Below are 25,996 nucleotides of genomic sequence, written 5' to 3' on the forward strand. Positions count from 1 at the left end.
ACCAGTAGAGTGACGCCGCAGGTCCAATGCGCGAACAGGCCGTGTCCGAACCGGCCGTGAGGGGGCACCGGGTGAGCACCGGTTTCGACAGCGGGGGAACCACCCCCCGGCCGAGCTGGTCACCGCGCCCGATACCCCCCACCGCCGCCGCCGCCTGGCCGCCACCGGCCCCGGCGGCCTGGCCCCCGCCCGCCGGTGCCGCCTGCCCCGGGACCGCCGCCGTGCCGCCGCAGCCCGGCCACCCGCCCACCGTCGCGTGGTCCTCGCCCGTCCCCCAGGCCGCCCCGCCCCCGCGCCCGCCCGGCGCCCCGGCCCATGCCGCGCAGACCCGGCCGCGCGCGGCCGCCGCCGCACTGTGCCTGGTGCTCGGCCTCGGACTGCTCGGCGGAGCGGCGACCGGCCTGTGGATCAACCATGAGCCCGCGACCCCCGCGCCCACCGCCGCACAGGTCGGCGCGCGGCAGTTCGCGCAGGCCCGTGCCCTGTGGCACAGCACCCCGGTCGACGCCCTCTTCCCGCCCGTGCTCAACGGCCGCGGCGCCGGTCCCGGTGGCGCCGACCGCCGCTGGACGCGGATCGGTGTGGCCCCGCCGAGCGGCTGCGCCGAGGCCTTCGACCCGCTGCTGGCGCAGGTGCTGCGACCGGCCGGCTGCGTGAAGCTGCTCCGTGCCACGTACACCGACGCCTCGGCCGGCGCGGTGACGACGGTCGGACTCCTCGTCACCTCGGCCGACGCCCCGGTCATGCGGAGGCTCCACGACCGCTGGACCACCCAGCACCTCGGCTCCCGTGCCGATCTGATGCCCCGTCCGGTCGCCTTCCCCGGAACGGTGTCGGCCGGCTTCGGGGACAAGCAGCGCGCCACCTGGACGGTCGACGTCGCCGCCGACCTGCCCGTGATCGTGTACGCGGTCAGCGGCTTCGCCGACGGCCGCGAGACCGGCGTCCCCCAGCCCGTCGCCTCCGCGGTCACCGACGGCGCCACCGCGGCCCCTGCCCAGGCCGGCCTCGGCCACGACGCCAAGACCCTCGCCGACACGGTCGGCACCCGGGCACGGCAGGCCGCGCAGTCGCTGACGGCGTCCCCGTCGGGAGGTGCGCGATGAGGGCCGGTGCGCTGCGGCGCGTCGCCGCCTCCGTGGTGGCGGCCGCCGGACTCGCGCTGGTCCCGGTCGCCCCGGCGCACGCGGACGCGGTACGGGACGCGGACTGGGCGCTGGACGCCCTGCACGCGCAGGACGCGTGGCGGACGACGAAGGGCCGCGGCGTCACCGTCGCCGTCCTGGACACGGGTGTGGACGGCTCCCACCCCGACCTGGCGGGACAGGTGCTGCCGGGGAAGGACCTGATCGGCTTCGGCGACGGTCGCGGGGACGACGCGTGGGCCCGGCACGGCACCGGCATGGCGGGCATCATCGCCGGCCACGGCCATGGTCCCGGCGGCGCGGACGGCGTGATGGGCATCGCGCCCGAAGCCAGGATCCTCCCGGTGCGCGTGATACTGGAGGACAAGGACCCGCAGCGGAAGAAGGCCCGCACCACCCGCGGCGGCGCATTGTCCGAGGGCATCCGCTGGGCCGCCGATCACGGCGCGGACGTCATCAACCTCTCCTTGGGCGACGACAGCCGCACCGCGCATCCCGAGGCCCAGGAGGACGACGCCATCCAGTACGCCCTGCGCAAGGGCGTGGTCGTCGTGGCCTCCGCCGGCAACGGCGGCGAGCAGGGCAACCGTGCCTCGTACCCGGCGGCATACCCGGGCGTCATCGCCGTCGCGGCCGTCGACCGCTACGGCACCCGCGCCTCCTTCTCCACCCGGCGCTGGTACGCGGCGGTCTCCGCGCCCGGTGTCGACGTGGTCATCGCCGATCCCAACCGCCGCTACTACGAGGGCTGGGGCACCAGTACCGCATCCGCCTACGTCTCCGGCACCGTGGCGCTCATCCGCTCCGCCCATCCGAAGCTGAGCCCGGCCCAGGTCAAGCGGCTGCTGGAGGACACCGCCCGGGACGCACCGCCCGGCGGGCGCAGCGACGCCGTCGGCTACGGCCTGGTGGACCCGGCGGCCGCCCTCGCGGCGGCGGCCCACCTCACGCCGGAGGGCCTCGCCCCGCGCCCCGCCGCCTATCCGCGGCACTACTTCGGTCAGGGTCCCGACGCCGCCCGCGCGGCGGCCGCCGTGGACGGGGACACCTTCGGGGACGGGATCGCGGCGGCCTTCGCCGCCGGCGGCGTCGCCCTGGTCGGTCTCGCCGCGGCGCTGTGGCTGCGGCCCCGGTTCACGACGCGGCGGAGCCGCCCGCGGCCTTGGTGAACGCCGCCACCGCCGCCTTGGCCGCGTCCTCGACGAGGGCGATGCCCCCGGCCTGGGTCGCGCTGCCGCGCGAGACGACGGCGACCAGGTAGGTGTGACCGCCCGAGGCGATCCGGCCGATGCTGTTGATGTCCCACAGCGAGGTCGTACTCCGTTGCAGCCAGCCGTTCTTGACCTCGAAGGCGCCGTCGGCCGCACTCGGCACCCCCCAGTCCTGGCCGGCGGAGACCCGGCCCATCAGCCGGCGTATGCAGCCGCGCGAGGCATCGCTCAGCGCCCCCTCGGAGCCGAACACATCCCGCAGCAAGGTCACTTGGTCCGCAGCGGTGGTCTGCGTCAGTCCCCACAGCAGTCCGCTGCCGCCCGTCGTCCCCGTCAGGCCCAGGCGCTTGTTGGCGGCGTCGAGACCGGCGGCCCGGCCGATGCGCTGCCACAGCTCCAGTGCCGCCGCGTTGTCGCTGTTCTCGATCATGACCTCGGCCCGGGCCCTCTCGTAGGCCGTCAGCGACCGTCCGGCGTCCTGCGCCCGGAGCAGCAGTGCCGCGAGGATGTCCACCTTGACGATGCTCGCCGTGTCGTACGCCCCCCGGCCGTACACCGCGCTGCTCCCCGACGCGGTGTCCGTGATCGCGACCGAGTACTCCGCCCGGTCGCCACCGGTGACGCCCGCCAGCGCCGTGCCGACGGCCTCGTCGAAGTCCACTCGCGGCTCCCTCTCCAGCGCCCCGGACGCCACGTCCGCCGCCACCTGCGGTGTCGCCTTCCCCTTCCCCGGCAGCGCGGAGACCGACGCGGCCGTCACGTCCCGGTGCGTCTCGGACCCGTGGATCACCGCGGTCAGCGCCGCGGTCGTCAGGACCGCGACGGCGGCCACGTCGCGCACCGCACCGTGCGGGTGTCCGCCCCCGGGGCCGGAACGAGCGCGCAGGCGGTCGCGGCGGCCGGCGAGCCGGCGCCGCCACGGGGCGGATGAGTCGGGTGCCATGTCCCGGAAGGTAAGGACCGAACATGCGTGTGCCATGAGAGAGGCATTAAGGACCGGTAACAATCGCCCCGTGTGCTGCGGCTACGCTCGGGGGGTGCCTCTCACGAACATCCCGGACTCCGGATTCCCCGACGACGACGGCTCCGCCGACCCCCGGCTGGCGGCGGCGCTCGCCGCGTACGGCGCCGACCCGTCGGCGGAGGACGAGGTGCTCGCCGCGCTCCTCGGCGCGCGCCTGCTGGTGCCGGTCGTCGCGCTGCTGGGCGAGGTCGAGGAGGGACCCGGGGGGCTGCGCCGGGAGAAGACCAGCGACATGGCCGTGCCCACCATCGAGGCCGCCGACGGCCGCCGCGCCCTGCCCGCGTTCACCTCGACCGCGTCGCTGGCCCGCTGGCGCGCGGACGCCCGGCCCGTGGCCGTGCCCCTGGGCCAGGCCCTGCAGGCGCTGGCCCATGAGAAGGCCGGCACGCTCCTGATCGACATGGCCGGCCCCGTTCCCTACGCCCTGACGGGCGCCGCGCTGCGGGCCGTCGCCGCCGGCCGCGGCACCGGGGACCCGCTGGCCGACCCGGCCGTCCGCCAGGCCTTGCGCACGGCCGTCGCCACCGAGCCGGACGTGCTGCGTGCCCACGTGGTGCCCTCCGCCGGCTCGGACGGCACCCTGGGCATCGTGCTGGGCTCCGCCGCCGACGTGCGCGGCGTCGCGCAGCGCGTCTCCGCCGCGCTGGCGGGCGACGAGGTGCTGCGGGCCACGCTCGTGCGCGGCATCGAACTGGCGCTGCTGCCCGACGGCGCGACGCTGCCGGGCGAACCCCTCTTCAGCCGCTGACGGCGCCGCCCCGAGAGGGCCGGCGCCGCGTGGCCGTGGGGCCTAGCCGTGGACCGGACCGGTGAACTTCTCGCCGGGGCCCTCGCCCGGGGCGTCCGGGACCGTGGACGCCTCGCGGAACGCGAGCTGCAGGGACTTCAGGCCGTCCCGCAGGGGGGCGGCGTGGTAGGAGCCGATCTCGGGTGCGCCGGCGGTGATCAGCCCGGCAAGGGCGGTGATCAGCTTGCGCGCCTCGTCGAGGTCCTTGTGCCGGTCGCCCTCCTCCGCGAGGCCGAGGTTCACCGCCGCCGCGCTCATCAGGTGCACCGCGACCGTCGTGATCACCTCGACCGCGGGAACGTCCGCGATGTCGCGGGTCATCATGTCGAAGTCGGGGCGGTCCGCGGAGGGGGACTCGTGCTGGGAGGTGGCGTCACTCATGCCTCACACGATAGGCCCCCGTCGTCCGATTACGGTCTGCGGTCGATCGCTGGTATGCTTGACGATTGACCGGCTGGACAGCCCTCCGCAGACACGCGGGCCCACGAAGCACCACCCAGTGGAGCCCAGGGACGCGGGGGACACACCAGCCCACAAGTGGAGCTCCGATCTCCCACCTTGCCGGCCCTTGAGGTCGGCGGGTCACCGGTCAGGTGGCGCGTCCTCGACGAGGGCGCGGTACCCGACGCGCCCCGCGGGGAATTCCGCGGCGGTGCTCCCGGTTGTGAGGAGCCCGCCTGTGACCCGGTAGGGGCGTTTTTTGCGCCTTCTTCCGGGCGGAACCAACGACAGAGATGTTACGCGGCTGTCGGCCAGTCAGCCGCGTGGTGCTACCGAGGAGGCCCCATCAGCGCCGAGCCCCGCATCAACGACCGGATTCGCGTCCCCGAGGTGCGACTCGTCGGTCCCAGTGGCGAGCAGGTCGGCATCGTGCCGCTTGCCAAGGCACTGGAGCTTGCGCAGGAGTACGACCTCGACCTGGTCGAGGTGGCGGCGACAGCACGCCCGCCGGTCTGCAAGCTCATGGACTACGGCAAGTTCAAATACGAGTCGGCCATGAAGGCCCGTGAGGCGCGCAAGAACCAGGCGCACACGGTCATCAAGGAGATGAAGCTCCGGCCGAAGATCGATCCGCACGACTACGACACCAAAAAGGGTCACGTCGTCCGGTTCCTCAAGCAGGGCGACAAGGTCAAGATCACGATCATGTTCCGCGGTCGTGAGCAGTCGCGCCCGGAACTGGGTTTCCGACTGCTGCAGCGGCTTGCGGACGACGTCCAGGACTTGGGCTTCGTGGAGTCCTCGCCGAAGCAGGACGGCCGCAACATGATCATGGTCCTCGGTCCGCACAAGAAGAAGACCGAGGCCATGGCCGAGGCCCGCGAGGCGCAGGCCGCCCGCAAGGCCGGTCGCCTGCCGGGCAGCCCGGACGACGAGTTCGACCCCGCCGACGAGCTCGGTGAGGAGCAGGAGCAGCAGCAGGACGCTCCCGCCGACGCCGGCTGACGCTTCCGGACCGGTGTCCGGCGGCGATGCCAGGGCCCGGAGCACCGCTCCGGGCAAGGAATGAAGGACTGACGCTCTCCGTCCGCCCCCGGGCGGGCGGGAGGGCCAGCGACGAGGAGACTACGGCGCATGCCGAAGAACAAGACTCACAGCGGTGCGAGCAAGCGATTCAAGATCACGGGCTCCGGCAAGGTGATCCGCGAGCGCGCCGGCAAGCGCCACCTGCTTGAGCACAAGCCGTCATCGAAGACCCGCGCCCTCACCGGCACGGTCGTCCTGGCCAAGCCCGACGCCAAGAAGATCAAGAAGCTTCTCGGCAAGTGACGGCACGCCCCCTTCGACCAGGGGGCGCGCTGCTGGACCGGGACCCATTCGCTTTCGGACCGTGTGACGACTTCCGCGGTCCCTCAAAAGGAGTTATCAAGTGGCACGCGTCAAGCGGGCAGTCAACGCCCACAAGAAGCGCCGGGCGATCCTCGAGCAGGCCAGCGGCTACCGCGGCCAGCGTTCCCGCCTGTACCGCAAGGCGAAGGAGCAGGTCACCCACTCCCTCGTTTACAACTACAACGACCGCAAGAAGCGCAAGGGCGACTTCCGTCAGCTGTGGATCCAGCGCATCAACGCCGCTGCCCGCGCCAACGGCATCACCTACAACCGCTTCATCCAGGGTCTGAAGGCCGCCAACGTCGAGGTGGACCGGAAGATCCTCGCGGAGCTGGCCGTCAACGACGCCAACGCGTTCGCCACGCTGGTCGAGGTGGCCCAGAAGGCCCTGCCGAGCGACGTCAACGCCCCGAAGGCGGCCTGACCCACGCTCTTCCGGACCCGCAGGCCGCGTGCCTGCGGGTCCGAGGTGTGTTCCGGGGCGCCGTCGCGGGCTGCCCCCGCAAGCCCGCCAGACCCGACCGAAGTGAGTGCACCCCCATGGCCGGCCCCGAGCTGACATCCCTGCGATCCCCGCGCGTCGTCGCGGCACACCGCCTCGCCAAGCGCAGCTTCCGCGGCAAGGAGCGCCGCTTCCTGGCCGAGGGACCGCAGGCCGTGCGCGAGGCGATGGCCCATCTCGTCGAGGTCTACGTCACCCTCGAGGCCGCGGAGCGCCACGCCGGCATCGTCGCCTCCGCCCTGGCCGCCGGTGTGCCGGTGTTCACCGCGACCGACGAGGTCGTCGCCGAGATGTCGGACACCGTCACCCCGCAGGGCGTCATCGGCCTCTGCCGCTTCCTGGACACCCCGTTCGAGGAGATCCTGCGCGCCCGGCCGCGGCTGGTCGCCGTCCTGGCCCACGTGCGCGACCCCGGCAACGCGGGCACCGTGCTGCGCTGCGCCGACGCGGCCGGCGCCGACGCGGTCGTGCTCACCGACGCCTCGGTGGACCTGTACAACCCCAAGGCCGTGCGCGCCTCCGCCGGCAGCCTCTTCCATCTGCCCGTGGCGGTCGGCGTCCCCATGGAGACCGTGGTCGGCGGCCTGCGCGGGGCCGGCGTGCGGCTGCTGGCCGCCGACGGCGCGGGGGAGCGCGACCTCGACGCCGAACTGGACGAGGGCACGATGGGCGGCCCCACCGCGTGGATCTTCGGCAACGAGGCGTGGGGCCTGCCGGAGGAGACCCGCGCACTCGCGGACGAGGTGGTACGCGTCCCCATCCACGGCCGCGCCGAGAGCCTCAACCTCGCCACGGCCGCCGCGGTGTGCCTTTATGCCTCCGCCCGGGCGCAGCGTGCTCCCGGAGGGTGCCGCACGGTAACCCTGAGCTAGTAGGGTGGCGCCCCGGGGACCGCCCGGCGAGGGGGTTGCGCGGATGGACGTCAGGACGACCGACGGTAGGGCGCCACGCGAGCTGCCGGCCTGGACCGCCGTCCTGACCGAGTTCGGCATCACGACCGACGAACTTCCCGACGGCCTCGTCGTCGCCGACGAGCGCGGGCTGGTCGTCTGCTTCAACGCCGCCGCCGCCCGCATCACCGCGCTCGACCCCGCCCGGGTGCTCGGCCTCCCCCTCGAGCGGGCACTGCCCCTGGAGGACCTGGACGGCCGCCGCTGGTGGCAGCTCACCCAGCCCTACGGGGGACTGACCACGCGCACCGGGCAGCCCGAGCGCAACCTGCTGCTGCCCGGCGGACGCGAGGTGCTGGTCTCCGCCCGCTACGTCCGCGACCACCCCACCGGCCCGGTGCGCCGGCTGGTCGTCGCGCTGCGCGGCACCGAGGCACGGCGGCGCACCGAGCGCAGCCACGCCGACCTGATCGCCACCGTCGCGCACGAACTGCGCTCGCCGCTCACCTCGGTCAAAGGCTTCACCGCCACCCTGCTCGCGAAGTGGGAACGCTTCACCGAGGACCAGAAGAAGCTGATGCTGGAGACCGTCGACGCCGACGCGAACCGGGTCACGAGGCTGATCGCCGAACTGCTCGACATCTCCCGCATCGACTCCGGCCGACTGGAGGTGCGGCGCCAGCGGGTCGACATGGTCGCCGCCATCCGGCGCCATGTGGACGCCATCGTCGCCGCCGGGGAGTCGCCCGACCGCTTCCTCGTCCGGGTGGCGGAACCGCTCCCGGAACTGTGGGCCGACCCCGACAAGGTCGACCAGATCCTCGGGAACCTGCTGGAAAACGCCGTGCGCCACGGCGAGGGAACTGTCACCATTGACGTATTCGCGGCGCCCCGACCGGCCGAATCACCGCGCGAGCGGGACCTGGGCGGCACGGCGGTCACCGTCAGCGACGAGGGACCAGGCATCCCGGAGGAATCCATGAACCGCGTCTTCACCCGCTTCTGGCGGGGCAGCAAGCGCGGCGGCACGGGCCTGGGGCTGTACATCGTCAAGGGCATCGTCGAGGCCCACGGCGGCACCATCATCGTGGGCCGTGCGCCCGGCAAGGGCGCCCAGTTCCGATTTATCCTGCCCGTCGGGGCGCCGGCCTTCATGGCCTGAGCGAGCGTGGTTCTCCACCGGCCCCGACGGGCGTGACCAGCCTTTCCCCGTGGCCCCGATAGACTCGACCCTTGGCATTCAGCGGTCGGGCAGGCAGGTCGGCCACGCCATCACCCACATCGGAACGGGAAGAAATGTCGGCACCGAACAAGTCGTACGACCCTGTCGAGGTCGAGGCACTGAAACCGGAACAGATCGAGCGCCGGCGCGACGAGGCGCTCGCCGCGATCGCCGAAGCCGCCGACCTCGACGCGCTGCGCGAGGTCAAGGTGGCCCACACCGGGGACCGCGCGCCGCTCGCCCTGGCCAACCGTGAGATCGGCGCACTGCCGCCGCACGCCAAGGCGGAGGCCGGCAAGCGCGTCGGCCAGGCCCGCGGCGCGGTCAACCAGGCGCTCAAGGCCCGCCAGGAGGTGCTGGAGAACGAGCGCGACGAGCGCGTGCTGGTCGAGGAGGCGGTGGACGTCACGCTGCCCTACGACCGCACACCGCGCGGCGCCCGGCACCCGCTGACCACCCTCTCCGAGCGGATCGAGGACATCTTCGTGGCCATGGGCTACGAGGTGGCCGAGGGCCCCGAGGTCGAGACCGAGTGGTTCAACTTCGACGCCCTCAACATCTGGGCGGACCACCCGGCCCGGACCATGCAGGACACCTTCTTCGTCGAGGGCGACAAGCCCGCGGGGGCCGATCCGCAGGAGAGCGGTGTCGTGCTGCGCACGCACACCTCCCCGGTGCAGATCCGCTCGCTGCTCGGCCGCGAGGCGCCGGTCTACGTGATCTGCCCCGGCCGGGTGTACCGCTCCGACGAGCTCGACGCGACGCACACCCCGGTCTTCAACCAGGTCGAGCTGCTCGCCGTCGACGAGGGTCTGACGATGGCCGACCTCAAGGGCACCCTCGACCACATGGTCCAGTCGCTCTTCGGCGCGGACATCACGACCCGGCTCCGCCCGAACTACTTCCCGTTCACCGAGCCGTCCGCCGAGATGGACATGGTCTGCTACGTCTGCCGCGGCGAGTCCGTCGGCAACCCGGACCGGCCCTGCCGCACCTGCGGCAGCGAGGGCTGGATCGAGCTCGGCGGCTGCGGCATGGTCAACCCGCGGGTACTCACCGCCTGCGGCGTGGACCCGCAGAAGTACAGCGGCTTCGCCTTCGGCTTCGGCATCGAGCGCATGCTGATGTTCCGTCACAACGTCGAGGACATGCGAGACATCGTCGAGGGTGACGTGCGCTTCACCCTTCCGTTCGGGATGGAGATCTGATGCGGGTCCCGCTTTCTTGGCTGCGGGAGTACGTCGACCTGCCCGCCGGCGAGTCCGGCCGCGACGTCCAGGCCAAGCTCATTTCCGCCGGCCTCGAGGTCGAGAGCGTCGAGCAGCTCGGCGCCGGGCTCAAGGGCCCGCTGGTGGTCGGCAAGGTGCTCACCATCGAGGAGCTGACCGGCTTCAAGAAGCCGATCCGCTTCTGCACCGTCGACGTCGGCATCGCCAACGGCACCGGCGAGCCGCAGGAGATCGTCTGCGGGGCGAGCAACTTCGCCGTCGGCGACAAGGTCGTCGTCATCCTCCCCGGCGGTGTGCTGCCCGGGAACTTCGAGATCGCCGCGCGCAAGACCTACGGCCGCACCTCGCACGGCATGATCTGCTCGGGCGCCGAGCTGGGCATGGGCGACGACGGTACGCACGGCATCATCGTGCTGCCACCGGAGCACGAGGCCGGTTCCGACGCCATCGAGCTGCTGGAGCTCGTCGACGAGGTGCTGGACATCGCGGTCACCCCCGACCGCGGCTACTGCCTGTCGATGCGCGGCGTCGCCCGTGAGGCGGCCATCGCCTACGGCCGGCCGCTGCGCGACCCGGCGCTGCTCGACGTGCCGGGCCCCAACTCGTACGGTTACGAGGTGCGCGTCGCCGACCCCGTCGGCTGCGACCGCTTCACCGCACGCACCGTCACCGGGCTGGACCCGGAGGCCGGTTCGCCGGTCTGGCTGCAGCGCCGGCTGCAGAAGGCGGGCATGCGGCCGATCTCGCTCGCGGTCGACGTCACCAACTACGTGATGCTCGAGCTGGGCCAGCCCCTGCATGCGTACGACCGGCACCGTGTCGAGGGCGCGATCGGCGTGCGCCGCGCGCAGCCCGGCGAGAAGCTGACGACGCTCGACGGTCAGGTCCGGGTCCTGGACCCCGAGGACCTGGTCATCACCGACAACCGCGGGCCGATCGGCCTGGCCGGTGTCATGGGCGGCGCCAACACCGAGATCGACGAGACGGGCGCCACGACGACGGACGTCGTCATCGAGGCCGCGCACTTCGACCCGGTCGCCATCGCCCGTACCGCGCGCCGCCACAAGCTGTCCTCCGAGGCGTCCAAGCGCTTCGAGCGCGGCGTGGACCCGCAGGCCGCGTCCGCGGCCGCGCAGCGCACCGTGGACCTGCTGGTGCTGCTCGCGGGCGGTACCGCCGAGGCCGGCGTCACCGAGATCACCGCGCCCTCCGCGCCGCACACCATCGGCATCCCCGCCGACCACCCGGACAAGGTGGCGGGCATGGAGTACGGCCGCGAGACCGTCGTGCGCCGGCTCCAGCAGGTCGGCTGCGACGTGTACGGGTCCGACGAGCTGATCGTCACCGTGCCGTCCTGGCGTCCCGACCTGCGCGACCCCAACGACCTCGCCGAGGAGGTCATCCGGCTGGAGGGCTACGAGAACCTGCCCTCCACGCTGCCGCACCTGCCGTCCGGCCGGGGCCTGACCGAGTCGCAGAAGCTGCGCCGCCGGGTGGGCCGGGCGCTTGCCGGGGCGGGCTACGTCGAGGTGCAGAACTACCCGTTCGTCGGTGAGGGCGTCTTCGACCAGCTCGGCCTGGACGCGGACGACCCGCGCCGCATCACGGTCAGGCTGGCCAACCCGCTGTCGGACGAGGAGCCCGCGCTCCGTACGACCATGCTCCCCGGCCTGCTCGGCGCGCTGCGCCGCAACGTGGGGCGCGGTGCGCACGACCTGGCGCTCTTCGAGACCGGTCTGGTCTTCCGCCCCAGCGGCGAGGAGCCCGCGCCGCCGCGGCTGCCGGTCGACCGGCGTCCCACCGACGCCGAGATCGCCGCGCTCGACGCCGCCCTTCCGCGGCAGCCCCGCCGGGTCGCCGTCGTCCTGTCGGGCGCGCGCGAGCAGGCCGGCTGGTGGGGCCAGGGCCGTGCCGCGACCTGGGCCGAGGCCGTCGAGGCCGGGCGGATCGTCTCCCGTGAGGCCGGTGTCGAGCTGATCGTCCGCCAGGACCGGCACGCCCCGTTCCACCCGGGCCGCTGCGCGGCGCTGCTGGCCGTCGTGGACGGCGAGGAAGTGCTCATCGGCAACGCGGGCGAACTGCACCCCCGGGTCATCAAGGCGATGCACCTGCCCGAGGGCACCGCCGCCATGGAGCTGGACCTGGACCGCCTGGAGCGCGCCTCGACGGGCGTCGTGGCGGCCCCCACGGTGTCCACCTTCCCGGTGGCCACCCAGGACGTCGCGCTCGTCGTGGACGCCTCCGTCCCGGCCGCCGACGTCGAGACCGCCCTGCGGTCCGGTGCCGGCGGGCTGCTGGAGGCCCTGCGGCTGTTCGACGTCTTCACCGGTGACCAGATCGGCGCCGGGAAGAAGTCGCTGGCGTACTCGCTGCGGTTCCGGGCCCCCGACCGCACGCTGACCGCGGAGGAGGCCTCCGCGGCCCGCGACGCCGCGGTCGCCGTCGCCGCCGAGCGCACGGGCGCCGCTCTGCGCGGCGCCTAGAAGCAGGCTGCCCGAGCCCGCGCGCGGGGCGCCCCCGGATCACCGGGGGCGCCCCGCGGGCGTATGCGGGCGGTGCGGGGCACACGGGGCGGGGACGATCAACCCCAATACCCCCGACCGGGCGACATAAGGGTCACGTCGCACGATCGGGTGAACTGGCCGGCGAGGGGGTGGATCCCGGCCGGGTGGTCGACAGAATCATGGGCGAACCAGCCCCGCTCGACGCGGGAGCGACGGCTGCGAGGGGGAGCCCGGCGGCATGATCGGACCCAGGGTGGCCATGGCGATGACGGGCCGGGTGCGGGGTTGGCTGCTGCTCGTGTGGCCGGGAGCGTGGGTGGCCGCCGTGGTGGGGCTGGCCTGCGGGTTGCCCGGCGGGAACGACTGGATCCCCGGCGTCGCGGCGGCGCCCGCGCTCGCCTGCGCCGGCACCGGACGGCGACGGTGCGTCGCGGTGAGCGGCGGGCTGGCCGTGGCCGCGCTCTTCGTACCGGGGCCGGGCAGGCCGCGGCCCGGTGCCGCGGTGGCGGTGGTCGCGGTGCTGGTGGCCTGCTTCTGGCTGGCCGACCGCAGGGGCAGGCTCGCGGCCGAACTGACACGCACCCGGGAGGTAGCCCTGGCCGCCCAGCGGGTGCTGCTGCGCCCGCTCCCGCAGCGGGTGAGCGGCCTGACGGTCGCCGCCGACCATGTGTCGGCCAGCCGGGGGGCCGACGTCGGCGGCGATCTGTACGAGGTCCTGGCCACGCCGTACGGCGTGCGCGCCGTCATCGGCGACGTGCGCGGTCACGGGCTGGAGGCCATCGGCACCGTCGCGGCGCTGCTCGGCACCTTCCGGGAGGCCGCGTACGACGAGCCGGAACTCGGCGGGCTGCTGGTGCGGATGGACCGGGCGCTCGCCCGGAACATCAGGGAACGCCCGTTCGCCACAGAGGAGTTCGTCACCCTGATGCTGCTCCAGTTCGACGAGGACGGCCAAGTGGACGTCCTCAACTGCGGCCACCCCGGACCGTACCGGCTGTCGGCGGACCTTCCCGGCAGGGTCCTGGCGGTGCCGCTGGAGGCGGGGGAGCCGCTGCCGCCCCTGGGGCTGGTGGACGCGGCCGCCGGGGCGAAGGCCGTGCGCTGCGGTCGGCTGCTGCCCGGCCAGGCGTTGTTCCTGCACACCGACGGCGTGGCGGACGCCCGTGACGCGGGCGGGGCGTTCTTCCCGCTGACGGCCGCACTGGAGGGGGCCGCACGCGCGGCGGGCGGCCGCACCCTGTGCGCTCGGGCCCTGGTGGACGCCGTGCGCGCCGCGTTCATGCGGCACACCGGCGGCCGTCTCACCGACGACATGGCGCTGCTCGTGCTGCACCGGGACGCGCCGCGCGTACCCGAACTGGCGTACGGCGCCCGGACCGTGACCCGGCGTCCCGGAGTGCCGCGCGTCTGATCGTGCCCATCCTTGGTACACCTTGGTCGATCCGTGAGCGAAATGCTCATTGCCCGCTTTGTGTCTATGCGTCGCACAGGTGTCGCGCACGCGCGCACAAGGGGTGTCACCCGAGGAGAACCGAGCAGAGGGGCCGGCATGGCACCACCGACCGCCACCGACGTCGCGCTGTCCGCGCCCGCGGGAGAACTCATCGCCGTCGTCGGCCCGCCCGGCCCGCAGCGCTCCGCGCTCCAGCACGCGCTCAACGACGCGCCCTGGCACCGGGGTCCCGCCGTGACGACCACCGTCATCAGCGACGGCGCCTGGAACGAACTGCGCCGGGTCGCGGCCGCGGGCATCACCGTGGTCGCCGCGTGCGACGCGACGGTCGCGGCCGAGGCCAACGCCCACCGTGTCGTGCTGCTCCCCGATCCCGACGGGGTGGCGTGACCGATACCTCGCTGCCAGGCCGACTCCCGCCATTGACAAGATAGTTGAACAAACGTTGTCATGTGCATATGCCGTCCCTGATCGGGCGTCGGGAGATCCTCGACCATGCCCGGACACAGCTGACCGCCGGTCCGGGCGTCCTGTTCCACGGATCCGCGGGCATCGGCAAGTCCGCGCTGCTGACCGCCCTGACCGCCCTGACCGCTCCTGACGAGCTCGCCGCTCCGGCCGGGGCGGCGTCCGCCGGCGGCACCGTGCTGCGCTGCGCCCCCGTCGAGGAGGACGCCAAGCTCCCCTTCGTGGCGCTGATGGACCTCTTCGCCCGCGTCCCGGACGCCTATGTGGACGGGCTGCCCGAAGGACCCCGCGCCGCTCTGCGCGCCGCGCTGCTGCGCGGCGGTGAGCCGGTCTCCCCGCAGAGCCGGCTGGCCGTGCGCGACGCGGCCGTCGACCTCCTGCGGGCGCTGTCCGCGGCCGGCCCGGTTCTCATCGTCGTCGACGACCTGCAATGGCTCGACATGCCGAGCGCCGAAGTCCTCTCGGTCGCCCTGCGGCGCCTGTACGACAAGGCGCCCGTGCGCTTCCTGGCCGCCGAGCGTGTCACGGACGGCGAGGAGCCGCTCGGCCTGCGCTGCTGCCCGCCGGGGACCACCACCGTGCCCGTGCCCCCGCTCGCCGACGGCGAGGTGGCCGACCTGCTGCTGGAGCGCACCGGACGGCAGCTCCCCGAGCACGCGCTGCGCGCGATCCAGGAGACCGCCGCGGGCAATCCGCTCTACGCGATCGAGCTCGGCGTCGCGGCCGTGCGCGACGGCATGCCCGCCGGGGCCGGCGACACCCTGTCCGTGCCGCCCCGGCTGCGCGACCTGCTCCTGGACCGGGTACGGCTGCTGCCCGCCTCCGCCCGGCAGACGCTGCTGGTCGCCTCCGCCGCGGCCCGCCCCACGCTGCCGCTGCTGACCGCCGCCGGCATCCCGGACCCGGCGGGCGACCTGGCCACCGCGGAAGCGCTCGGCGTCGCCGTCGCCGACGCCGAGGAAACGATTCGCTTCCACCATCCGCTGATCCGTGCGGCGGTCTACGCCGACGCCCCCGAGCGCGGCCGCCGGGCGGCCCACAAGCTGCTCGCCCGCGCCGTCCCCGAGCCCGTCCAGCACGCCCGCCACCTGGCCCTGGCCCATCCGCACGCCGATGAGACCACCGCGGCCACCCTCACCGCAGCCGCCGGGTCCGCCCGCCGTCGCGGAGCCCCCGCCACCGCCGCCGAACTGGCCGCGCTGGCCGCGCGCCGCACCCCCGCCGACCGCCCCGCCGAGCGCGCGGAACGGCTGCTGGCCGCCGCCGAGTACGCCAGCGACGCGGGCCTGCGCGCCGACGCCGACCGCTCCGCGGAGACCGTACTCGCCGAGGCGGCCTCCGCCCCGCAGCGCGTCAGGGCCCGGCTGATCATGCTCGGCAACGCCGGACAGGCCCTCGGCGGCACCGGGCGGCTCATCTCGGACGGGCTGGTCGAGGCCGAGGGGCACCCGGAGCTGGAGGCCCGTCTGCACCACTGGGCCGCGGTGCGGCATCTGATCGGCGGCCGTCCCGCCCAGGCCGCCGCGCACGCGCGGCGCGCCGCCCACCAGGCACCGGAGACCGGCCCGGCCACAGGCGGCGTCGCCGCCGACACCCGGGTGGCCGCCCTGGCCCTGCTCGCCCGGCTGCACGCCCTGCACGGCGAGGCCGACGCCGCGGAGTCCGCGCTGGCCGAGGCGATGGCGCTGCTGGGCCCCGCCGACGAGCCGGGCGCCCGGGAACTCGTGCGCACCCGGGCGCTGCTGGCCGCCGACGCCGACCGTATCGACGAGGCCGAACACGAGATGGCCGGGCTCCTCGACAGGCCGGGCGAGTACGTCTCCGTGGAGGAGACCGCCGCCACCCTCGTCGCGCTGGTCCGCATCCAGGTCAGGTCCGGGCGCTGCCGCGAGGCCATGGACAACGTGGCCCGCTGCGGCGTCCTCCCGGTCCGCGTGGGCAGCGACTCCCCGCCGGTGCTCTACGCCGCCACGCTCGCGGAGACCACGGGCGGCCGGCTGGACCGCGCCCTGGAACTGGCCGACCGCACCGTGCGCGCCTGCATGACCGACGGCGACCAGCTGTTCCTGCTGCGGGCACTGGGCGTGCGCGGCCGGGCCCAACTGCTCGCCGGTGGACGGGAGAACACCGCCGCGGCCGTGGACACCCTCCGGCAGGTACGGCGGCTGGGGGAGACGATGGGCATCTGCGACCCGGTCCTGCTGCGCTGGTACGGCGACCTCGCCGAGGCCAGCGCCATCCTCGGCGACACCGACGCCGCCGCCGAGGTGCTGCGCGCCGCGCGCCGCCGCGCCGGGACACGTCCGCCCGTGAGTGTGGTCGCGGCCCTGGAACGGGCGGAGGGGCTGCGGGAGACCGCCCTCGGCCACCACAAGCGGGGCATCGCCCGCATCCGGTCCGCCGTCACGCGGCTGCGCGGGCGGTCCCTGCCGATCGACCTCGCCCGCACCCTCATCGTGCTGGGCGCCGCCGAACGCCGCCCGCGCCGGGCCGCCGCCGCGCGCGGAGCGCTGACGGAGGCCCTGGAGATCAGCTCGGCCGTGGGCGCGGCCCCGATGGAGGCCAGGGCCCGTGCCGAGCTGGCCCGGTGGGGCGGGAGCCCCCCGACGGCGACGGGAGCCCCGGGTTACGCGTAGTCGTAGAAGCCGTGGCCGCTCTTGCGGCCCAGCCGGCCCGCGTCGACCATGCGCTGGAGCAGCGGGGGAGCGGCGTAGAGCGGCTCCTTGAACTCGTCGTACATCGAGTCGGCGACCGAGGCCACGGTGTCCAGGCCGATCAGGTCGGCGAGCTTGAGCGGGCCCATCGGGTGGGCGCAGCCCATCTCCATGCCGTTGTCGATGTCCTCACGGCTGGCGATGCCGGACTCGAACATCCGGACGGACGACAGCAGATACGGGATGAGCAGGGCGTTCACCACGAAGCCCGCGCGGTCCTGGGCGCGGATGGGGTGCTTGCCCAGCACGTCGGTGACCAGCTTCTCGGCGCGCACCAGCGTCTGGCCGTCGGTGGTCAGCGCCGGGATCAGCTCGACGAGCTTCTGCACCGGGGCCGGATTGAAGAAGTGGATGCCGAGCACCTGCTCGGGGCGCGAGGTGGCGACGGCGAGCTTCACCAGCGGGATGGAGGAGGTGTTCGAGGCCAAGATGGCGTCGCGGCGGGTCACCACCTGGTCGAGGACCTGGAAGATCTCGGTCTTGACCTGCTCGTTCTCCACGACGGCCTCGATGACGAGGTCGCGGTCCGCGAAGTCGCCGAGGTCGGTGGTGAAGCTGAGGCGCTCCAGCGCCGCGTCGCGCTCCTCCTCGGTGATCTTGCCGCGCTCGGCGGCCTTGGCGAGCGACGTCGTCAGGCGCGTGCGGCCCAGTTCCAGGGCCTCGCCGGTGGTCTCGGCGACCCGGACGTACAGCCCGGCCCTGGCGCACACCTCGGCGATGCCCGCACCCATCTGGCCACAGCCCACCACACCGACAAAACGGATGTCGTCGTTCAACGCCCAGCCTCTCCCTGATCGCGAGACGAAGACCCGGACCGTGGTACGGACCGGACCAGCCCGATCGACAGTACACCCGGGTGGACCACCGGAGGCCTCCGGTGCGCCGGTGCGACGGCGGCCGCCAAGTCGCCCGCCGGGTCGCACGTCAGACCCCTCGTCCGGCCGAGAAGGAGCCGCCGGACAGGGGCGCCCGGGGACACGCCGGAGCCCGGCACGGTTTGCCCGGGGCGGCCGGTTCGCCGGATGATCGGCCGAAGTGACGGATCATCAGGGGGAACGGATGGCTCACCTCTCACGCAGGGCCTTCGCCGCCGGTGCGGCGGGCGCCCTCTCCGCGGCGCTGACGGCGGCGGACGCGTCCGCCGCCGCCGGCCCGGCGGGCGGCGCCGCCGGGCTGCCGCAGTTCCGCGGCATGTGGCTCGCCACGGTCGGGGGCCGCGACTGGCCGTCGGCCCGCGGCGGCACGCCCGACGAGCAGCGCGGCGAACTGCTGGACTACCTCGACACCGCCGTGGACCGGCGGCTGAACGCCGTGGTCATGCAGGTCCGGCCCACCGCGGACGCGTTCTGGCCGTCCCCGTACGAGCCCTGGTCGGAGTACCTGACCGGCGTCCAGGGCCGCGACCCCGGGTGGGACCCGCTGGGCACCGCCGTGGAGGAGGCGCACGCGCGCGGACTGGAACTGCACGCCTGGTTCAACCCCTACCGGGTCGCCAACCACGCCGACCTGTCCCGGCTCTCGCGCGAGCACCCGGCCGTGCGCAACCCCGGCTGGGCACTCCCGTACGCCGGAAAGCTCTACTACAACCCCGGTCTGCCCGAGGTCCGCGCCTTCGTCCAGGACGCGATGCTGGACGCGGTGCGCCGCTACCCGGTCGACGGCGTCCACTGGGACGACTACTTCTATCCGTATCCCGCGGCCGGGAAGGCGTTCGCCGACGACGAGGCCTTCGAGCGGTACGGCGACGGCTTCGCCGACAGGGCCGCCTGGCGGCGCCACAACACCGACCTCCTGGTGAGCGAGACCGCCGCCCGCATCAAGCGCCTGCGGCCCTCGGCCCGGTTCGGCATCAGCCCCTTCGCGGTCTGGCGCAACGGCACCACCGATCCGCGCGGCTCCGACACCCGCGGCGGCGTCCAGACGTACGACGACCTGTACGCCGACACCCGGGGCTGGGTGCGCAAGGGCTGGATCGACTACATCGCCCCCCAGGTGTACTGGAACATCGGCTTCGAGATCGCCGACTACGCGACCCTGGTGCCCTGGTGGTCCGACGTCGTGGCCGGCACCGGCACACAGCTCTACATCGGAGAGGCCCTGTACCGGGCCGGCGGCGCCGGCGAGGCCCAGGCCTGGCAGGACCCGGGGGAGCTGTCGCGGCACCTCACCTTGACCGCCGACTACCCCGAGGTGCGCGGCAACATCTTCTTCTCCGCCAAGGAGGTCGTCACCGATCCCATCGGCGCGATGAGCCGCGTCGTCCAGGACCACTACCCCACCCGCGTCCGGGCACGCTAGAAGGACCGCGGCCGCGCGTCGGCGGCCGCGGTCCCTCCGGTGCGGTAGGAGGAGGGCGCGGCGCTACGGCTGGGGGGTGGGGGTCGCGCCGCGTTCGTGTTCCACCGTCGAGTCCGGTCCGGGCGACAGGATGCACTCGTGCCCGTCCTCGAACCGCACCCGGTACGGCGGCTCTCCGCTCTTGCCCATGACCTCGACGATCTCGGCCACCTTGTCGTGCTGGCCCACGACACGGCCGTGCTGCCTGACGTGGTCACCCTTGTTCGCGTGCATCGGTCGACCTCCTGGGAACTCGGCGGTCCACGGCTTGGCCCCTCCAGTCTAGGGTCGGCGGCCGGGTCCGCACCCGCTGCGCGGGACGCCTCAGAAGGGGTAGCGGGCCTGCTGTGTGGCCACCGTCAGCCAGCGGGTGTGGGAGAACGCCTCGATGCCCCAGCGCCCGCCGAACCGGCCGTAACCGCTGGCCTGGAAGCCGCCGAAGGGCGCCTGCGGCTCGTCGGCCACCGTCTGGTCGTTGACGTGGACGATGCCGGTGCGCAGCCGGCGGGCAACGGCCAGGCCGTGGGTGGCGTTCTCGGTGATGACGCCCGCGGTGAGCCCGTGCTCGGTGTCGTTGGCCAGGGCGACGGCGGTGTCGTCGTCGGCGAAGGCGGCGATGGTGACGAGTGGCCCGAAGGCCTCGGCGTGGTAGAGCTCCGCGTCCCTGGGGACCCCGGAGAGCACCGTCGCCGGGTGGACCGCGCCATCCGGCTCGCCGCCGCCGGTCAGCAGCGTGGCGCCCCTGGCGACGGCGTCCTCGACCAGGGCGGCGACCCGCCGCGCCGAGGCGGCGCTGACCAGCGGGCCGACGACGGTGTGCGGGTGGGAGGGATCGCCCGCGCGCAGGGAGGCGACCTTCGCGGTGAACTTGGCCGTGAACTCCTCGACGAGGCTGTCGTGGACCAGGAGGCGGTCGGCCGACATGCAGATCTGCCCGGCGTTCATGAAGACCCCGAAGACGGCGGCGTCGACCGCGTGGTCCAGGTCCGCGTCCTCCAGGACGATCACGGAGTTCTTGCCGCCGAGCTCCAGGACGACGGGCTTGAGGTGGCGGGCGGCGAGGATGCCGACGATGCGGCCGACCTCGGTGGAGCCGGTGAAGTTGACGGCGCGCACCCGCGGGTCGGCGACGAGCGCCTCGGCGACCTCGGCCGCGTCCTCGCGGGCGTTGGTGACGACGTTCAGCACCCCGTCCGGCAGCCCCGCCTCGCGCAGGACGTCCGCGACGAACAGCCCGCAGGCCACCGGCGCGTCCTCGCTGGGCTTGACGACGACGGTGTTGCCCGCCGCGAGCGGCGCCGCGACCGCGCGGACGCCGAGGATGAGCGGCGCGTTCCAGGGCGCGAAGGCGGCGACGACGCCGAGCGGCTCGCGCACCGCCAGGCCGAGCACGCCCTCCTCCTGCGCGCTGAGCACCTCGCCGCGCGGGGCGGTGGTCGCGGCGGCTGCCTCGCGCAGGATGCCGGCGGCGAGTCCGACGTTGAAGAACGCCCAGGGGCGGGTCGCGCCCGCCTCGTGGGCCATGATCTCGGCGGCCTGCTCGGCACGGCCGTCCAGCAGGTCGGCGGCGGTGAGGAAGATCCTGCGCCGCTCCACGGGGCTCAGTGCCGCCCACTCCGGGAACGCGCCGTGCGCCGCGTCCACCGCCCGCGTGATGTCCTCGGGGCCTGCGGCCGCGACGGTCGCCCAGACGCCGCCGGTGTACGGATCGATGTCCGCGGTCGTGCGTCCGGAGGCGGCGGGGACGTCCTTGCCGCCGATCAGCAGTTCGCGGGTGATGGCCATGTCAGCCCCTTGTCCTGCGGCGAACGTCGTTGTTCGCCCAGTGAACCATCGTTCATTGAACTTTTGACCGCTGAGTCTGCGGCGGCGCCCGGCGGTCTGTCAACGGAGCGGCGCCAGCGGGCACATGCCGGATCAGGACGCCGTGCCCCGCCGCACCGGCCCGGTGCCGGCCCCTCATCATCACTTCGCGTTTCCATGGGGGTCGAGCCGATGCCGCCTGCCCGCTGCGGAGTCCCGGCACGGTGCGCGGAACGGGCGTGACCGGCGGGTTCGCGCGGGGCTTTGCATAAAAGTTCCGTCAGCCGTATAGTCATGCCATCAAGGAGGAGGGTTCATGGCATTCCGGGCAGCGGTGGCGGGCGCGAGCGGTTACGCGGGCGGAGAGGTACTTCGCCTGCTACTCAACCACCCCGAGATCGAGATCGGCGCGCTCACCGCGAACTCCAGCGCCGGGCAGCGCCTCGGCGGCGTACAGCCACACCTGCTGCCGCTCGCGGACCGCGTCCTCCAGCCCACCGCCCCCGAGGTGCTCGCCGGGCACGACGTGGTCTTCCTCGCCCTGCCGCACGGCCAGTCGGCCGCCGTCGCGGAACAGCTCGGCGACGCCGCGCTGATCGTGGACTGCGGCGCCGACTTCCGGCTCGCCGACCCCGCCGACTGGGAGCGCTTCTACGGCTCCCGGCACGCCGGTACCTGGCCGTACGGCCTGCCCGAACTGCCCGGCGCACGCACCGCGCTCGCCGGGTCCCGCCGCATCGCGGTGCCCGGCTGCTACCCCACCGCCGTCTCCCTCGCGCTCTTCCCGGCGTACGCGGCCGGCCTGGCCGAACCCGAGGCCGTCGTCGTCGCCGCCTCCGGCACCTCGGGCGCGGGCAAGGCGGCCAAGCCGCACCTGCTCGGCAGCGAGGTCATGGGCAGCATGACCCCGTACGGCGTCGGCGGCGGTCACCGGCACACCCCGGAGATGATCCAGAACCTGACGGCGGCCGCCGGTGAGCGCGTGTCGGTCTCCTTCACCCCGACCCTCGCCCCCATGCCGCGCGGCATCCTCGCCACGTGCACCGCCGCGGCCCGGCCCGGCGTCACCGCGTCCGCCGTGCGCGCCGCGTACGAGAAGGCGTTCGCGGACGAGCCCTTCGTGCACCTGCTGCCCGAGGGCCAGTGGCCCGCCACCGCGTCGGTCGTCGGCTCCAACGCCGCGCTGGTGCAGGTCGCGTACGACGAGGCGGCCGGCCGGATCATCGCCATCAGCGCCATCGACAACCTCACCAAGGGCACCGCCGGCGGCGCCGTGCAGAGCATGAACATCGCCCTCGGCCTGCCCGAGGAGCTGGGCCTGAGCACGGTCGGGGTCGCGCCGTGACCCCGACGACACTCAGCCCCGCCACCCGCGCGCGCCGCGCCGTCGCCGTCCTGCTCACCCGGGCCGTGCCCTGCGACGCGGCTCGCGGCGCCGTCGCCACCACGGCCCACGCGGCCACCGAGCCGTACCCGGGCCACCCGGGCACCACGTCGAAGTCCGCCCCCACCCGGTGGGTTACCGCGGAAGCGAAGAAGGAGACCACAGCGTGAGCGTCACGGCAGCGCAGGGATTCACGGCGGCGGGCATCGCCGCCGGGATCAAGGAGAACGGCAACCCGGACCTGGCCCTGGTGGTCAACAACGGTCCGCGCCTCGCCGCGGCCGGCGTCTTCACCTCCAACCGCGTCAAGGCCGCCCCCGTCCTGTGGTCCGAGCAGGTCCTGCGCGGCGGCCAGGTCTCGGCGGTCGTCCTCAACTCCGGTGGCGCCAACGCCTGCACGGGCCCGCTGGGCTTCCAGGACACCCACACCACCGCAGAACGCGCCGCCGCCGCCCTCGGGCACGGCGCCGGCGAGGTCGCGGTCTGCTCCACGGGACTCATCGGCGTACGCCTGCCCATGGACCGACTGCTGCCGGGCGTGGACGAGGCCGCCGCGGCGCTGTCCCCGCACGGCGGCGAGAAGGCCGCCATCGCCATCAAGACCACCGACACCGTCCACAAGACCGCCGTCCACGACGGTGACGGCTGGAGCGTCGGCGGCATGGCCAAGGGCGCCGGCATGCTCGCCCCCGGCCTCGCCACCATGCTGGTCGTGATCACCACCGACGCCGACCTGGACTCCGCCACGCTGGACAAGGCGCTGCGCGCCGCCACCCGCACCACCTTCGACCGCGCCGACTCCGACGGCTGCATGTCGACCAACGACACCGTGCTGCTGCTGGCCTCCGGCGCCTCCGGCGTCGCTCCCGGCTACGAGGACTTCGCCGCAGGCGTCGAGAAGGTCTGCGCCGACCTCGCCCGCCAGCTCATCCGCGACGCCGAGGGCGCCTCCAAGGACATCAAGATCGAGGTCGTCAACGCCGCGACCGAGGACGACGCGGTCGAGGTGGGCCGTTCCATCGCCCGCAACAACCTCCTCAAGTGCGCCATCCACGGCGAGGACCCCAACTGGGGCCGGGTGCTCTCGGCGATCGGCACGACGTCCGCCGCCTTCGAGCCCGACCGCCTGAACGTGGCCATCAACGGGGTCTGGGTCTGCAAGGCGGGCTCGGTCGGCGAGGACCGCGAACTGGTCGACATGCGCTACCGCGAGGTGCACATCACGGCGGACCTCGCCGCGGGCGACGAGACCGCGACGATCTGGACCAACGACCTCACCGCCGAGTACGTCCACGAGAACAGCGCCTACAGCTCATGAGCGCCCGCAAGCACACCGCCCTGCCCAAGGCGCAGATCCTCATCGAGGCGCTGCCCTGGCTGACCCGGCACCACGGCAAGACCGTCGTCGTGAAGTTCGGCGGCAACGCCATGGTCGACGAGGAGCTGAAGGCCGCGTTCGCGCAGGACGTCGTCTTCCTTCGGCACGCCGGGCTCAAGCCGGTGGTCGTGCACGGCGGCGGCCCGCAGATCAGCGCGCAGCTCGACAAGCAGGGCCTGGTCAGCGAGTTCAAGGCGGGGCTGCGGGTCACCACACCCGAGGCCATGGACGTCGTGCGCATGGTGCTGGCGGGGCAGGTGCAGCGCGAACTGGTCAACCTCCTCAACCTGCACGGCCCCCTCGCGGTCGGCATGACCGGCGAGGACGCCCACACCATCAGCGCCACCCGGCACCGTCCGGTCGTCGACGGCGAGGCCGTCGACATCGGGCGGGTCGGCCAGATCACCGCGATCGACACCGGCGCCATCGAGGCCCTGCTCGACGACGGCCGCATCCCGGTGGTCTCCTCCATCGCCCGCAGCGCCGACACCGGCGACGGGGCCGGGGTGTACAACGTCAACGCCGACACCGCCGCCGCGGCCCTCGCGGCCGCCCTCGGCGCGGAGACCCTGATGGTCCTCACCGACGTCGAGGGCCTCTACGAGGACTGGCCGAACAGCGACGAGGTCATCAGCCGGCTCACCGCGAGCGAGCTGGAGAAGCTGCTGCCCGAGCTGTCCAGCGGCATGGCCCCCAAGATGGAGGGCTGCCTGCACGCCGTGCGCAACGGCGTGAACACCGCCCGGGTCATCGACGGGCGCGTCCAGCACTCGATCCTGCTGGAGATCTTCACCGACGAGGGCATCGGCACCATGGTGGTGCCCGACGCCGCGCACGGCATCGCGAACGGAACCGCGGACCAAGGGGGACGAGATGACAGGGACCGCTGACCGGGGCGGCAGGAGCAACCAGGGCAACGAGGCGCTCACCGAGCGCTGGCAGGGCTCCCTGATGGACAACTACGGCACACCGCGGCTCCCGTTGGTCCGCGGCGAGGGCGCCACCTTCTGGGACGCCGACGGCAACGCGTACCTGGACTTCCTCGGCGGCATCGCGGTCAACGCCCTGGGCACCGCGCACCCCGCCGTCGTGCGCGCCGTCTCCGAGCAGATCGCCACCCTCGGCCACGTCTCCAACTTCTTCGTCGCCGAGCCCACCGTCGCCCTCGCCGAGCGGCTGCTGCAGCTGTCCGGCCGGCCCGGGCGCGTGCTCTTCTGCAACTCCGGCACCGAGGCCGTCGAGGCCGCCTTCAAGATCGGCCGGATGACCGGCCGCACGCACATGGTGGCGACCGAGGGCGGTTTCCACGGGCGCACCATGGGCGCCCTCGCGCTCACCGGGCAGCCCAAGAAGCAGGAGGCGTTCCGCCCGCTGCCCGGCGACGTGACGCATGTGCCGTACGGGGACACCGAGGCGCTGCGCGCCGCCGTCACGCAGGACACCGCCCTGGTGGTCCTGGAGCCGATCCAGGGCGAGAACGGTGTCGTCGTACCCCCGGCCGGCTACCTGGCCGCCGCCCGCGAGATCACCCGCGCCGCCGGCGCCCTGCTCGTCCTGGACGAGGTGCAGACCGGCATCGGCCGCACCGGCCACTGGTTCGAGCACCAGGCGCAGGGCATCGAGCCCGATGTCGTCACCCTCGCCAAGGGCCTCGGCGGCGGACTGCCCATCGGTGCGGTCCTCGCCTTCGGGCCCGCGGCCGACCTGCTGACGCCCGGTCAGCACGGCACCACCTTCGGCGGCAACCCGGTCGCCTGCGCCGCCGCGCTGGCCGTGCTCGACACCATCGCCGCGGACGGCATCCTGGAGAACACCAAGCGGCAGGGCGAGAAGCTGCGGCAGGGAATCGAGGCGCTGGGCCACCCGCTGGTCGATCAGGTGCGCGGTGCGGGCCTGCTGCTGGGTATCGTGCTCACCGAGCCGCTCGCCGCCCAGGTGCAGAAGGCGGCTCAGGACGCCGGACTCCTGGTGAACGCCGCCGTACCCGACACGGTGCGGCTCGCCCCGCCGCTCATCCTCGGTGATGAGGAGGTGGCGGCCTTCCTCCGGGTACTGCCGGGGGTCCTGGACGCCGTCCAGGCCCAACACGAGGGATCGCGAGCCGGAGAATGACAC

At 73.8% G+C, this 25,996-nt stretch carries 24 protein-coding genes; 19 read left to right on the forward strand and 5 right to left on the reverse strand.

The window, feature by feature from the left end:
• Positions 1 to 71 precede the first annotated feature (71 nt).
• Positions 72 to 1,106: a hypothetical protein gene (locus RV983_RS28985; RefSeq protein WP_475988659.1), complete on the forward strand. Its 1,035-nt coding sequence runs from the start codon at positions 72 to 74 to the stop codon at positions 1,104 to 1,106.
• Positions 1,103 to 2,314: a type VII secretion-associated serine protease mycosin gene (gene mycP / locus RV983_RS28990; RefSeq protein ID WP_475988660.1), complete on the forward strand. Its 1,212-nt coding sequence runs from the start codon at positions 1,103 to 1,105 to the stop codon at positions 2,312 to 2,314. The genes RV983_RS28985 and mycP overlap by 4 nt, the downstream gene beginning before the upstream one ends.
• On the opposite strand, the gene RV983_RS28995 is transcribed toward mycP, so the two are convergent.
• Positions 2,280 to 3,299 carry a serine hydrolase gene (locus RV983_RS28995; protein ID WP_475988661.1) on the reverse strand — a complete coding sequence of 340 codons (1,020 nt, stop codon included), beginning with the start codon at positions 3,297 to 3,299 and terminating at the stop codon, positions 2,280 to 2,282. The two genes, mycP and RV983_RS28995, sit on opposite strands and share 35 nt — an antisense overlap.
• 94 nt (positions 3,300 to 3,393) lie before the next feature.
• Here RV983_RS28995 and RV983_RS29000 point away from each other — a divergent pair, with 94 nt between their 5' ends.
• A complete protein-coding gene (locus tag RV983_RS29000; protein ID WP_475988662.1) occupies positions 3,394 to 4,128 on the forward strand; it encodes an SseB family protein in 735 nt (244 codons plus the stop codon).
• Between the two features lie 42 nt (positions 4,129 to 4,170).
• On the opposite strand, the gene RV983_RS29005 is transcribed toward RV983_RS29000, so the two are convergent.
• Positions 4,171 to 4,548: a DUF1844 domain-containing protein gene (locus RV983_RS29005; protein ID WP_475988663.1), complete on the reverse strand. Its 378-nt coding sequence runs from the start codon at positions 4,546 to 4,548 to the stop codon at positions 4,171 to 4,173.
• A 405-nt stretch (positions 4,549 to 4,953) separates the two neighbouring features.
• Between RV983_RS29005 and infC the strand changes: the two genes are divergently transcribed.
• The 10 genes from infC (at position 4,954) to RV983_RS29055 (ending at position 16,901) form a co-directional block, all read left to right on the forward strand.
• Positions 4,954 to 5,613: a translation initiation factor IF-3 gene (infC, locus tag RV983_RS29010; RefSeq protein WP_475990492.1), complete on the forward strand. Its 660-nt coding sequence runs from the start codon at positions 4,954 to 4,956 to the stop codon at positions 5,611 to 5,613.
• A gap of 129 nt (positions 5,614 to 5,742) precedes the next feature.
• Positions 5,743 to 5,937 (forward strand): 50S ribosomal protein L35, encoded by a 195-nt coding sequence (rpmI, locus tag RV983_RS29015; RefSeq protein WP_319662038.1) that lies wholly within the window; start codon positions 5,743 to 5,745, stop codon positions 5,935 to 5,937.
• Between the two features lie 100 nt (positions 5,938 to 6,037).
• Positions 6,038 to 6,421, forward strand: a complete 384-nt coding sequence (gene rplT / locus RV983_RS29020; protein WP_328917020.1) for a 50S ribosomal protein L20 — start codon at positions 6,038 to 6,040, stop codon at positions 6,419 to 6,421.
• 116 nt (positions 6,422 to 6,537) lie between these two features.
• Positions 6,538 to 7,371, forward strand: a complete 834-nt coding sequence (locus tag RV983_RS29025) for a TrmH family RNA methyltransferase (RefSeq protein ID WP_475988664.1) — start codon at positions 6,538 to 6,540, stop codon at positions 7,369 to 7,371.
• A gap of 43 nt (positions 7,372 to 7,414) precedes the next feature.
• Positions 7,415 to 8,551, forward strand: a complete 1,137-nt coding sequence (locus tag RV983_RS29030) for a sensor histidine kinase (RefSeq protein WP_475988665.1) — start codon at positions 7,415 to 7,417, stop codon at positions 8,549 to 8,551.
• Between the two features lie 134 nt (positions 8,552 to 8,685).
• Positions 8,686 to 9,819 carry a phenylalanine--tRNA ligase subunit alpha gene (gene pheS, locus RV983_RS29035; protein WP_475988666.1) on the forward strand — a complete coding sequence of 378 codons (1,134 nt, stop codon included), beginning with the start codon at positions 8,686 to 8,688 and terminating at the stop codon, positions 9,817 to 9,819.
• Positions 9,819 to 12,323 (forward strand): phenylalanine--tRNA ligase subunit beta, encoded by a 2,505-nt coding sequence (pheT, locus tag RV983_RS29040; protein WP_475988667.1) that lies wholly within the window; start codon positions 9,819 to 9,821, stop codon positions 12,321 to 12,323. Before pheS ends, pheT begins: the two co-directional genes overlap by 1 nt.
• A 259-nt stretch (positions 12,324 to 12,582) precedes the next feature.
• Complete coding sequence (locus RV983_RS29045; RefSeq protein WP_475988668.1) at positions 12,583 to 13,755, forward strand: PP2C family protein-serine/threonine phosphatase; 1,173 nt, start codon at positions 12,583 to 12,585, stop codon at positions 13,753 to 13,755.
• Between the two features lie 138 nt (positions 13,756 to 13,893).
• Positions 13,894 to 14,187 carry a hypothetical protein gene (locus tag RV983_RS29050; protein ID WP_475988669.1) on the forward strand — a complete coding sequence of 98 codons (294 nt, stop codon included), beginning with the start codon at positions 13,894 to 13,896 and terminating at the stop codon, positions 14,185 to 14,187.
• A 68-nt stretch (positions 14,188 to 14,255) separates the two neighbouring features.
• Entirely contained in the window at positions 14,256 to 16,901 is a 2,646-nt protein-coding gene (locus tag RV983_RS29055; RefSeq protein WP_475988670.1) for an ATP-binding protein, read from the forward strand.
• Here the strand turns inward: RV983_RS29055 and RV983_RS29060 are convergent.
• Complete coding sequence (locus tag RV983_RS29060) at positions 16,892 to 17,755, reverse strand: 3-hydroxybutyryl-CoA dehydrogenase (RefSeq protein WP_475988671.1); 864 nt, start codon at positions 17,753 to 17,755, stop codon at positions 16,892 to 16,894. The genes RV983_RS29055 and RV983_RS29060 overlap by 10 nt on opposite strands.
• Positions 17,756 to 18,038: 283 nt before the next feature.
• Here RV983_RS29060 and RV983_RS29065 point away from each other — a divergent pair, with 283 nt between their 5' ends.
• Positions 18,039 to 19,277, forward strand: coding sequence for a glycoside hydrolase family 10-like protein (locus RV983_RS29065; protein ID WP_475988672.1), 1,239 nt, complete (start codon positions 18,039 to 18,041; stop codon positions 19,275 to 19,277).
• 63 nt (positions 19,278 to 19,340) lie between these two features.
• Here RV983_RS29065 and RV983_RS29070 read toward each other — a convergent pair whose 3' ends face one another.
• A complete protein-coding gene (locus RV983_RS29070; protein ID WP_475988673.1) occupies positions 19,341 to 19,550 on the reverse strand; it encodes a DUF1918 domain-containing protein in 210 nt (69 codons plus the stop codon).
• A 90-nt stretch (positions 19,551 to 19,640) separates the two neighbouring features.
• Positions 19,641 to 21,101, reverse strand: coding sequence for an aldehyde dehydrogenase family protein (locus tag RV983_RS29075; RefSeq protein ID WP_475988674.1), 1,461 nt, complete (start codon positions 21,099 to 21,101; stop codon positions 19,641 to 19,643).
• Between the two features lie 334 nt (positions 21,102 to 21,435).
• On the opposite strand from RV983_RS29075, the gene argC reads away from it, so the two are divergent.
• Genes argC through RV983_RS29100 form a run of 5 tightly spaced genes read left to right on the forward strand, consistent with a single transcriptional unit; the run spans position 21,436 to position 25,993 of the window.
• A complete protein-coding gene (gene argC / locus RV983_RS29080) occupies positions 21,436 to 22,464 on the forward strand; it encodes an N-acetyl-gamma-glutamyl-phosphate reductase (protein WP_475988675.1) in 1,029 nt (342 codons plus the stop codon).
• The gene (locus RV983_RS29085; RefSeq protein ID WP_475988676.1) at positions 22,461 to 22,673 is read left to right on the forward strand and encodes a hypothetical protein; all 213 of its coding nucleotides are present in this window, start codon (positions 22,461 to 22,463) and stop codon (positions 22,671 to 22,673) included. Before argC ends, RV983_RS29085 begins: the two co-directional genes overlap by 4 nt.
• Positions 22,670 to 23,821 carry a bifunctional glutamate N-acetyltransferase/amino-acid acetyltransferase ArgJ gene (gene argJ / locus RV983_RS29090; RefSeq protein WP_475988677.1) on the forward strand — a complete coding sequence of 384 codons (1,152 nt, stop codon included), beginning with the start codon at positions 22,670 to 22,672 and terminating at the stop codon, positions 23,819 to 23,821. Before RV983_RS29085 ends, argJ begins: the two co-directional genes overlap by 4 nt.
• Complete coding sequence (gene argB, locus RV983_RS29095) at positions 23,818 to 24,771, forward strand: acetylglutamate kinase (protein WP_475988678.1); 954 nt, start codon at positions 23,818 to 23,820, stop codon at positions 24,769 to 24,771. Before argJ ends, argB begins: the two co-directional genes overlap by 4 nt.
• Positions 24,755 to 25,993, forward strand: a complete 1,239-nt coding sequence (locus RV983_RS29100) for an acetylornithine transaminase (protein WP_475988679.1) — start codon at positions 24,755 to 24,757, stop codon at positions 25,991 to 25,993. Before argB ends, RV983_RS29100 begins: the two co-directional genes overlap by 17 nt.
• The last annotated feature ends 3 nt before the right edge of the window (positions 25,994 to 25,996 follow it).

Source organism: Streptomyces sp. RLA123 (assembly GCF_056270165.1).

What these genes read in the sequence shown, in the direction of transcription:
- mycP (WP_475988660.1), top strand. Translation starts at nt 1,103, where the DNA reads ATGAGGGCCGGTGCGCTGCGGCGCGTCGCCGCCTCCGTGGTGGCGGCC.
- RV983_RS29065 (WP_475988672.1), top strand. Translation starts at nt 18,039, where the DNA reads ATGGCTCACCTCTCACGCAGGGCCTTCGCCGCCGGTGCGGCGGGCGCC.
- RV983_RS29005 (WP_475988663.1), bottom strand. Translation starts at nt 4,548, where the DNA reads ATGAGTGACGCCACCTCCCAGCACGAGTCCCCCTCCGCGGACCGCCCC.
- RV983_RS29030 (WP_475988665.1), top strand. Translation starts at nt 7,415, where the DNA reads ATGGACGTCAGGACGACCGACGGTAGGGCGCCACGCGAGCTGCCGGCC.
- RV983_RS29050 (WP_475988669.1), top strand. Translation starts at nt 13,894, where the DNA reads ATGGCACCACCGACCGCCACCGACGTCGCGCTGTCCGCGCCCGCGGGA.
- RV983_RS29045 (WP_475988668.1), top strand. Translation starts at nt 12,583, where the DNA reads ATGATCGGACCCAGGGTGGCCATGGCGATGACGGGCCGGGTGCGGGGT.
- RV983_RS29025 (WP_475988664.1), top strand. Translation starts at nt 6,538, where the DNA reads ATGGCCGGCCCCGAGCTGACATCCCTGCGATCCCCGCGCGTCGTCGCG.
- RV983_RS29055 (WP_475988670.1), top strand. Translation starts at nt 14,256, where the DNA reads ATGCCGTCCCTGATCGGGCGTCGGGAGATCCTCGACCATGCCCGGACA.
- pheS (WP_475988666.1), top strand. Translation starts at nt 8,686, where the DNA reads ATGTCGGCACCGAACAAGTCGTACGACCCTGTCGAGGTCGAGGCACTG.
- RV983_RS29100 (WP_475988679.1), top strand. Translation starts at nt 24,755, where the DNA reads ATGACAGGGACCGCTGACCGGGGCGGCAGGAGCAACCAGGGCAACGAG.
- RV983_RS28995 (WP_475988661.1), bottom strand. Translation starts at nt 3,299, where the DNA reads ATGGCACCCGACTCATCCGCCCCGTGGCGGCGCCGGCTCGCCGGCCGC.
- RV983_RS29070 (WP_475988673.1), bottom strand. Translation starts at nt 19,550, where the DNA reads ATGCACGCGAACAAGGGTGACCACGTCAGGCAGCACGGCCGTGTCGTG.
- pheT (WP_475988667.1), top strand. Translation starts at nt 9,819, where the DNA reads ATGCGGGTCCCGCTTTCTTGGCTGCGGGAGTACGTCGACCTGCCCGCC.
- RV983_RS29075 (WP_475988674.1), bottom strand. Translation starts at nt 21,101, where the DNA reads ATGGCCATCACCCGCGAACTGCTGATCGGCGGCAAGGACGTCCCCGCC.
- argB (WP_475988678.1), top strand. Translation starts at nt 23,818, where the DNA reads ATGAGCGCCCGCAAGCACACCGCCCTGCCCAAGGCGCAGATCCTCATC.
- rpmI (WP_319662038.1), top strand. Translation starts at nt 5,743, where the DNA reads ATGCCGAAGAACAAGACTCACAGCGGTGCGAGCAAGCGATTCAAGATC.
- argC (WP_475988675.1), top strand. Translation starts at nt 21,436, where the DNA reads ATGGCATTCCGGGCAGCGGTGGCGGGCGCGAGCGGTTACGCGGGCGGA.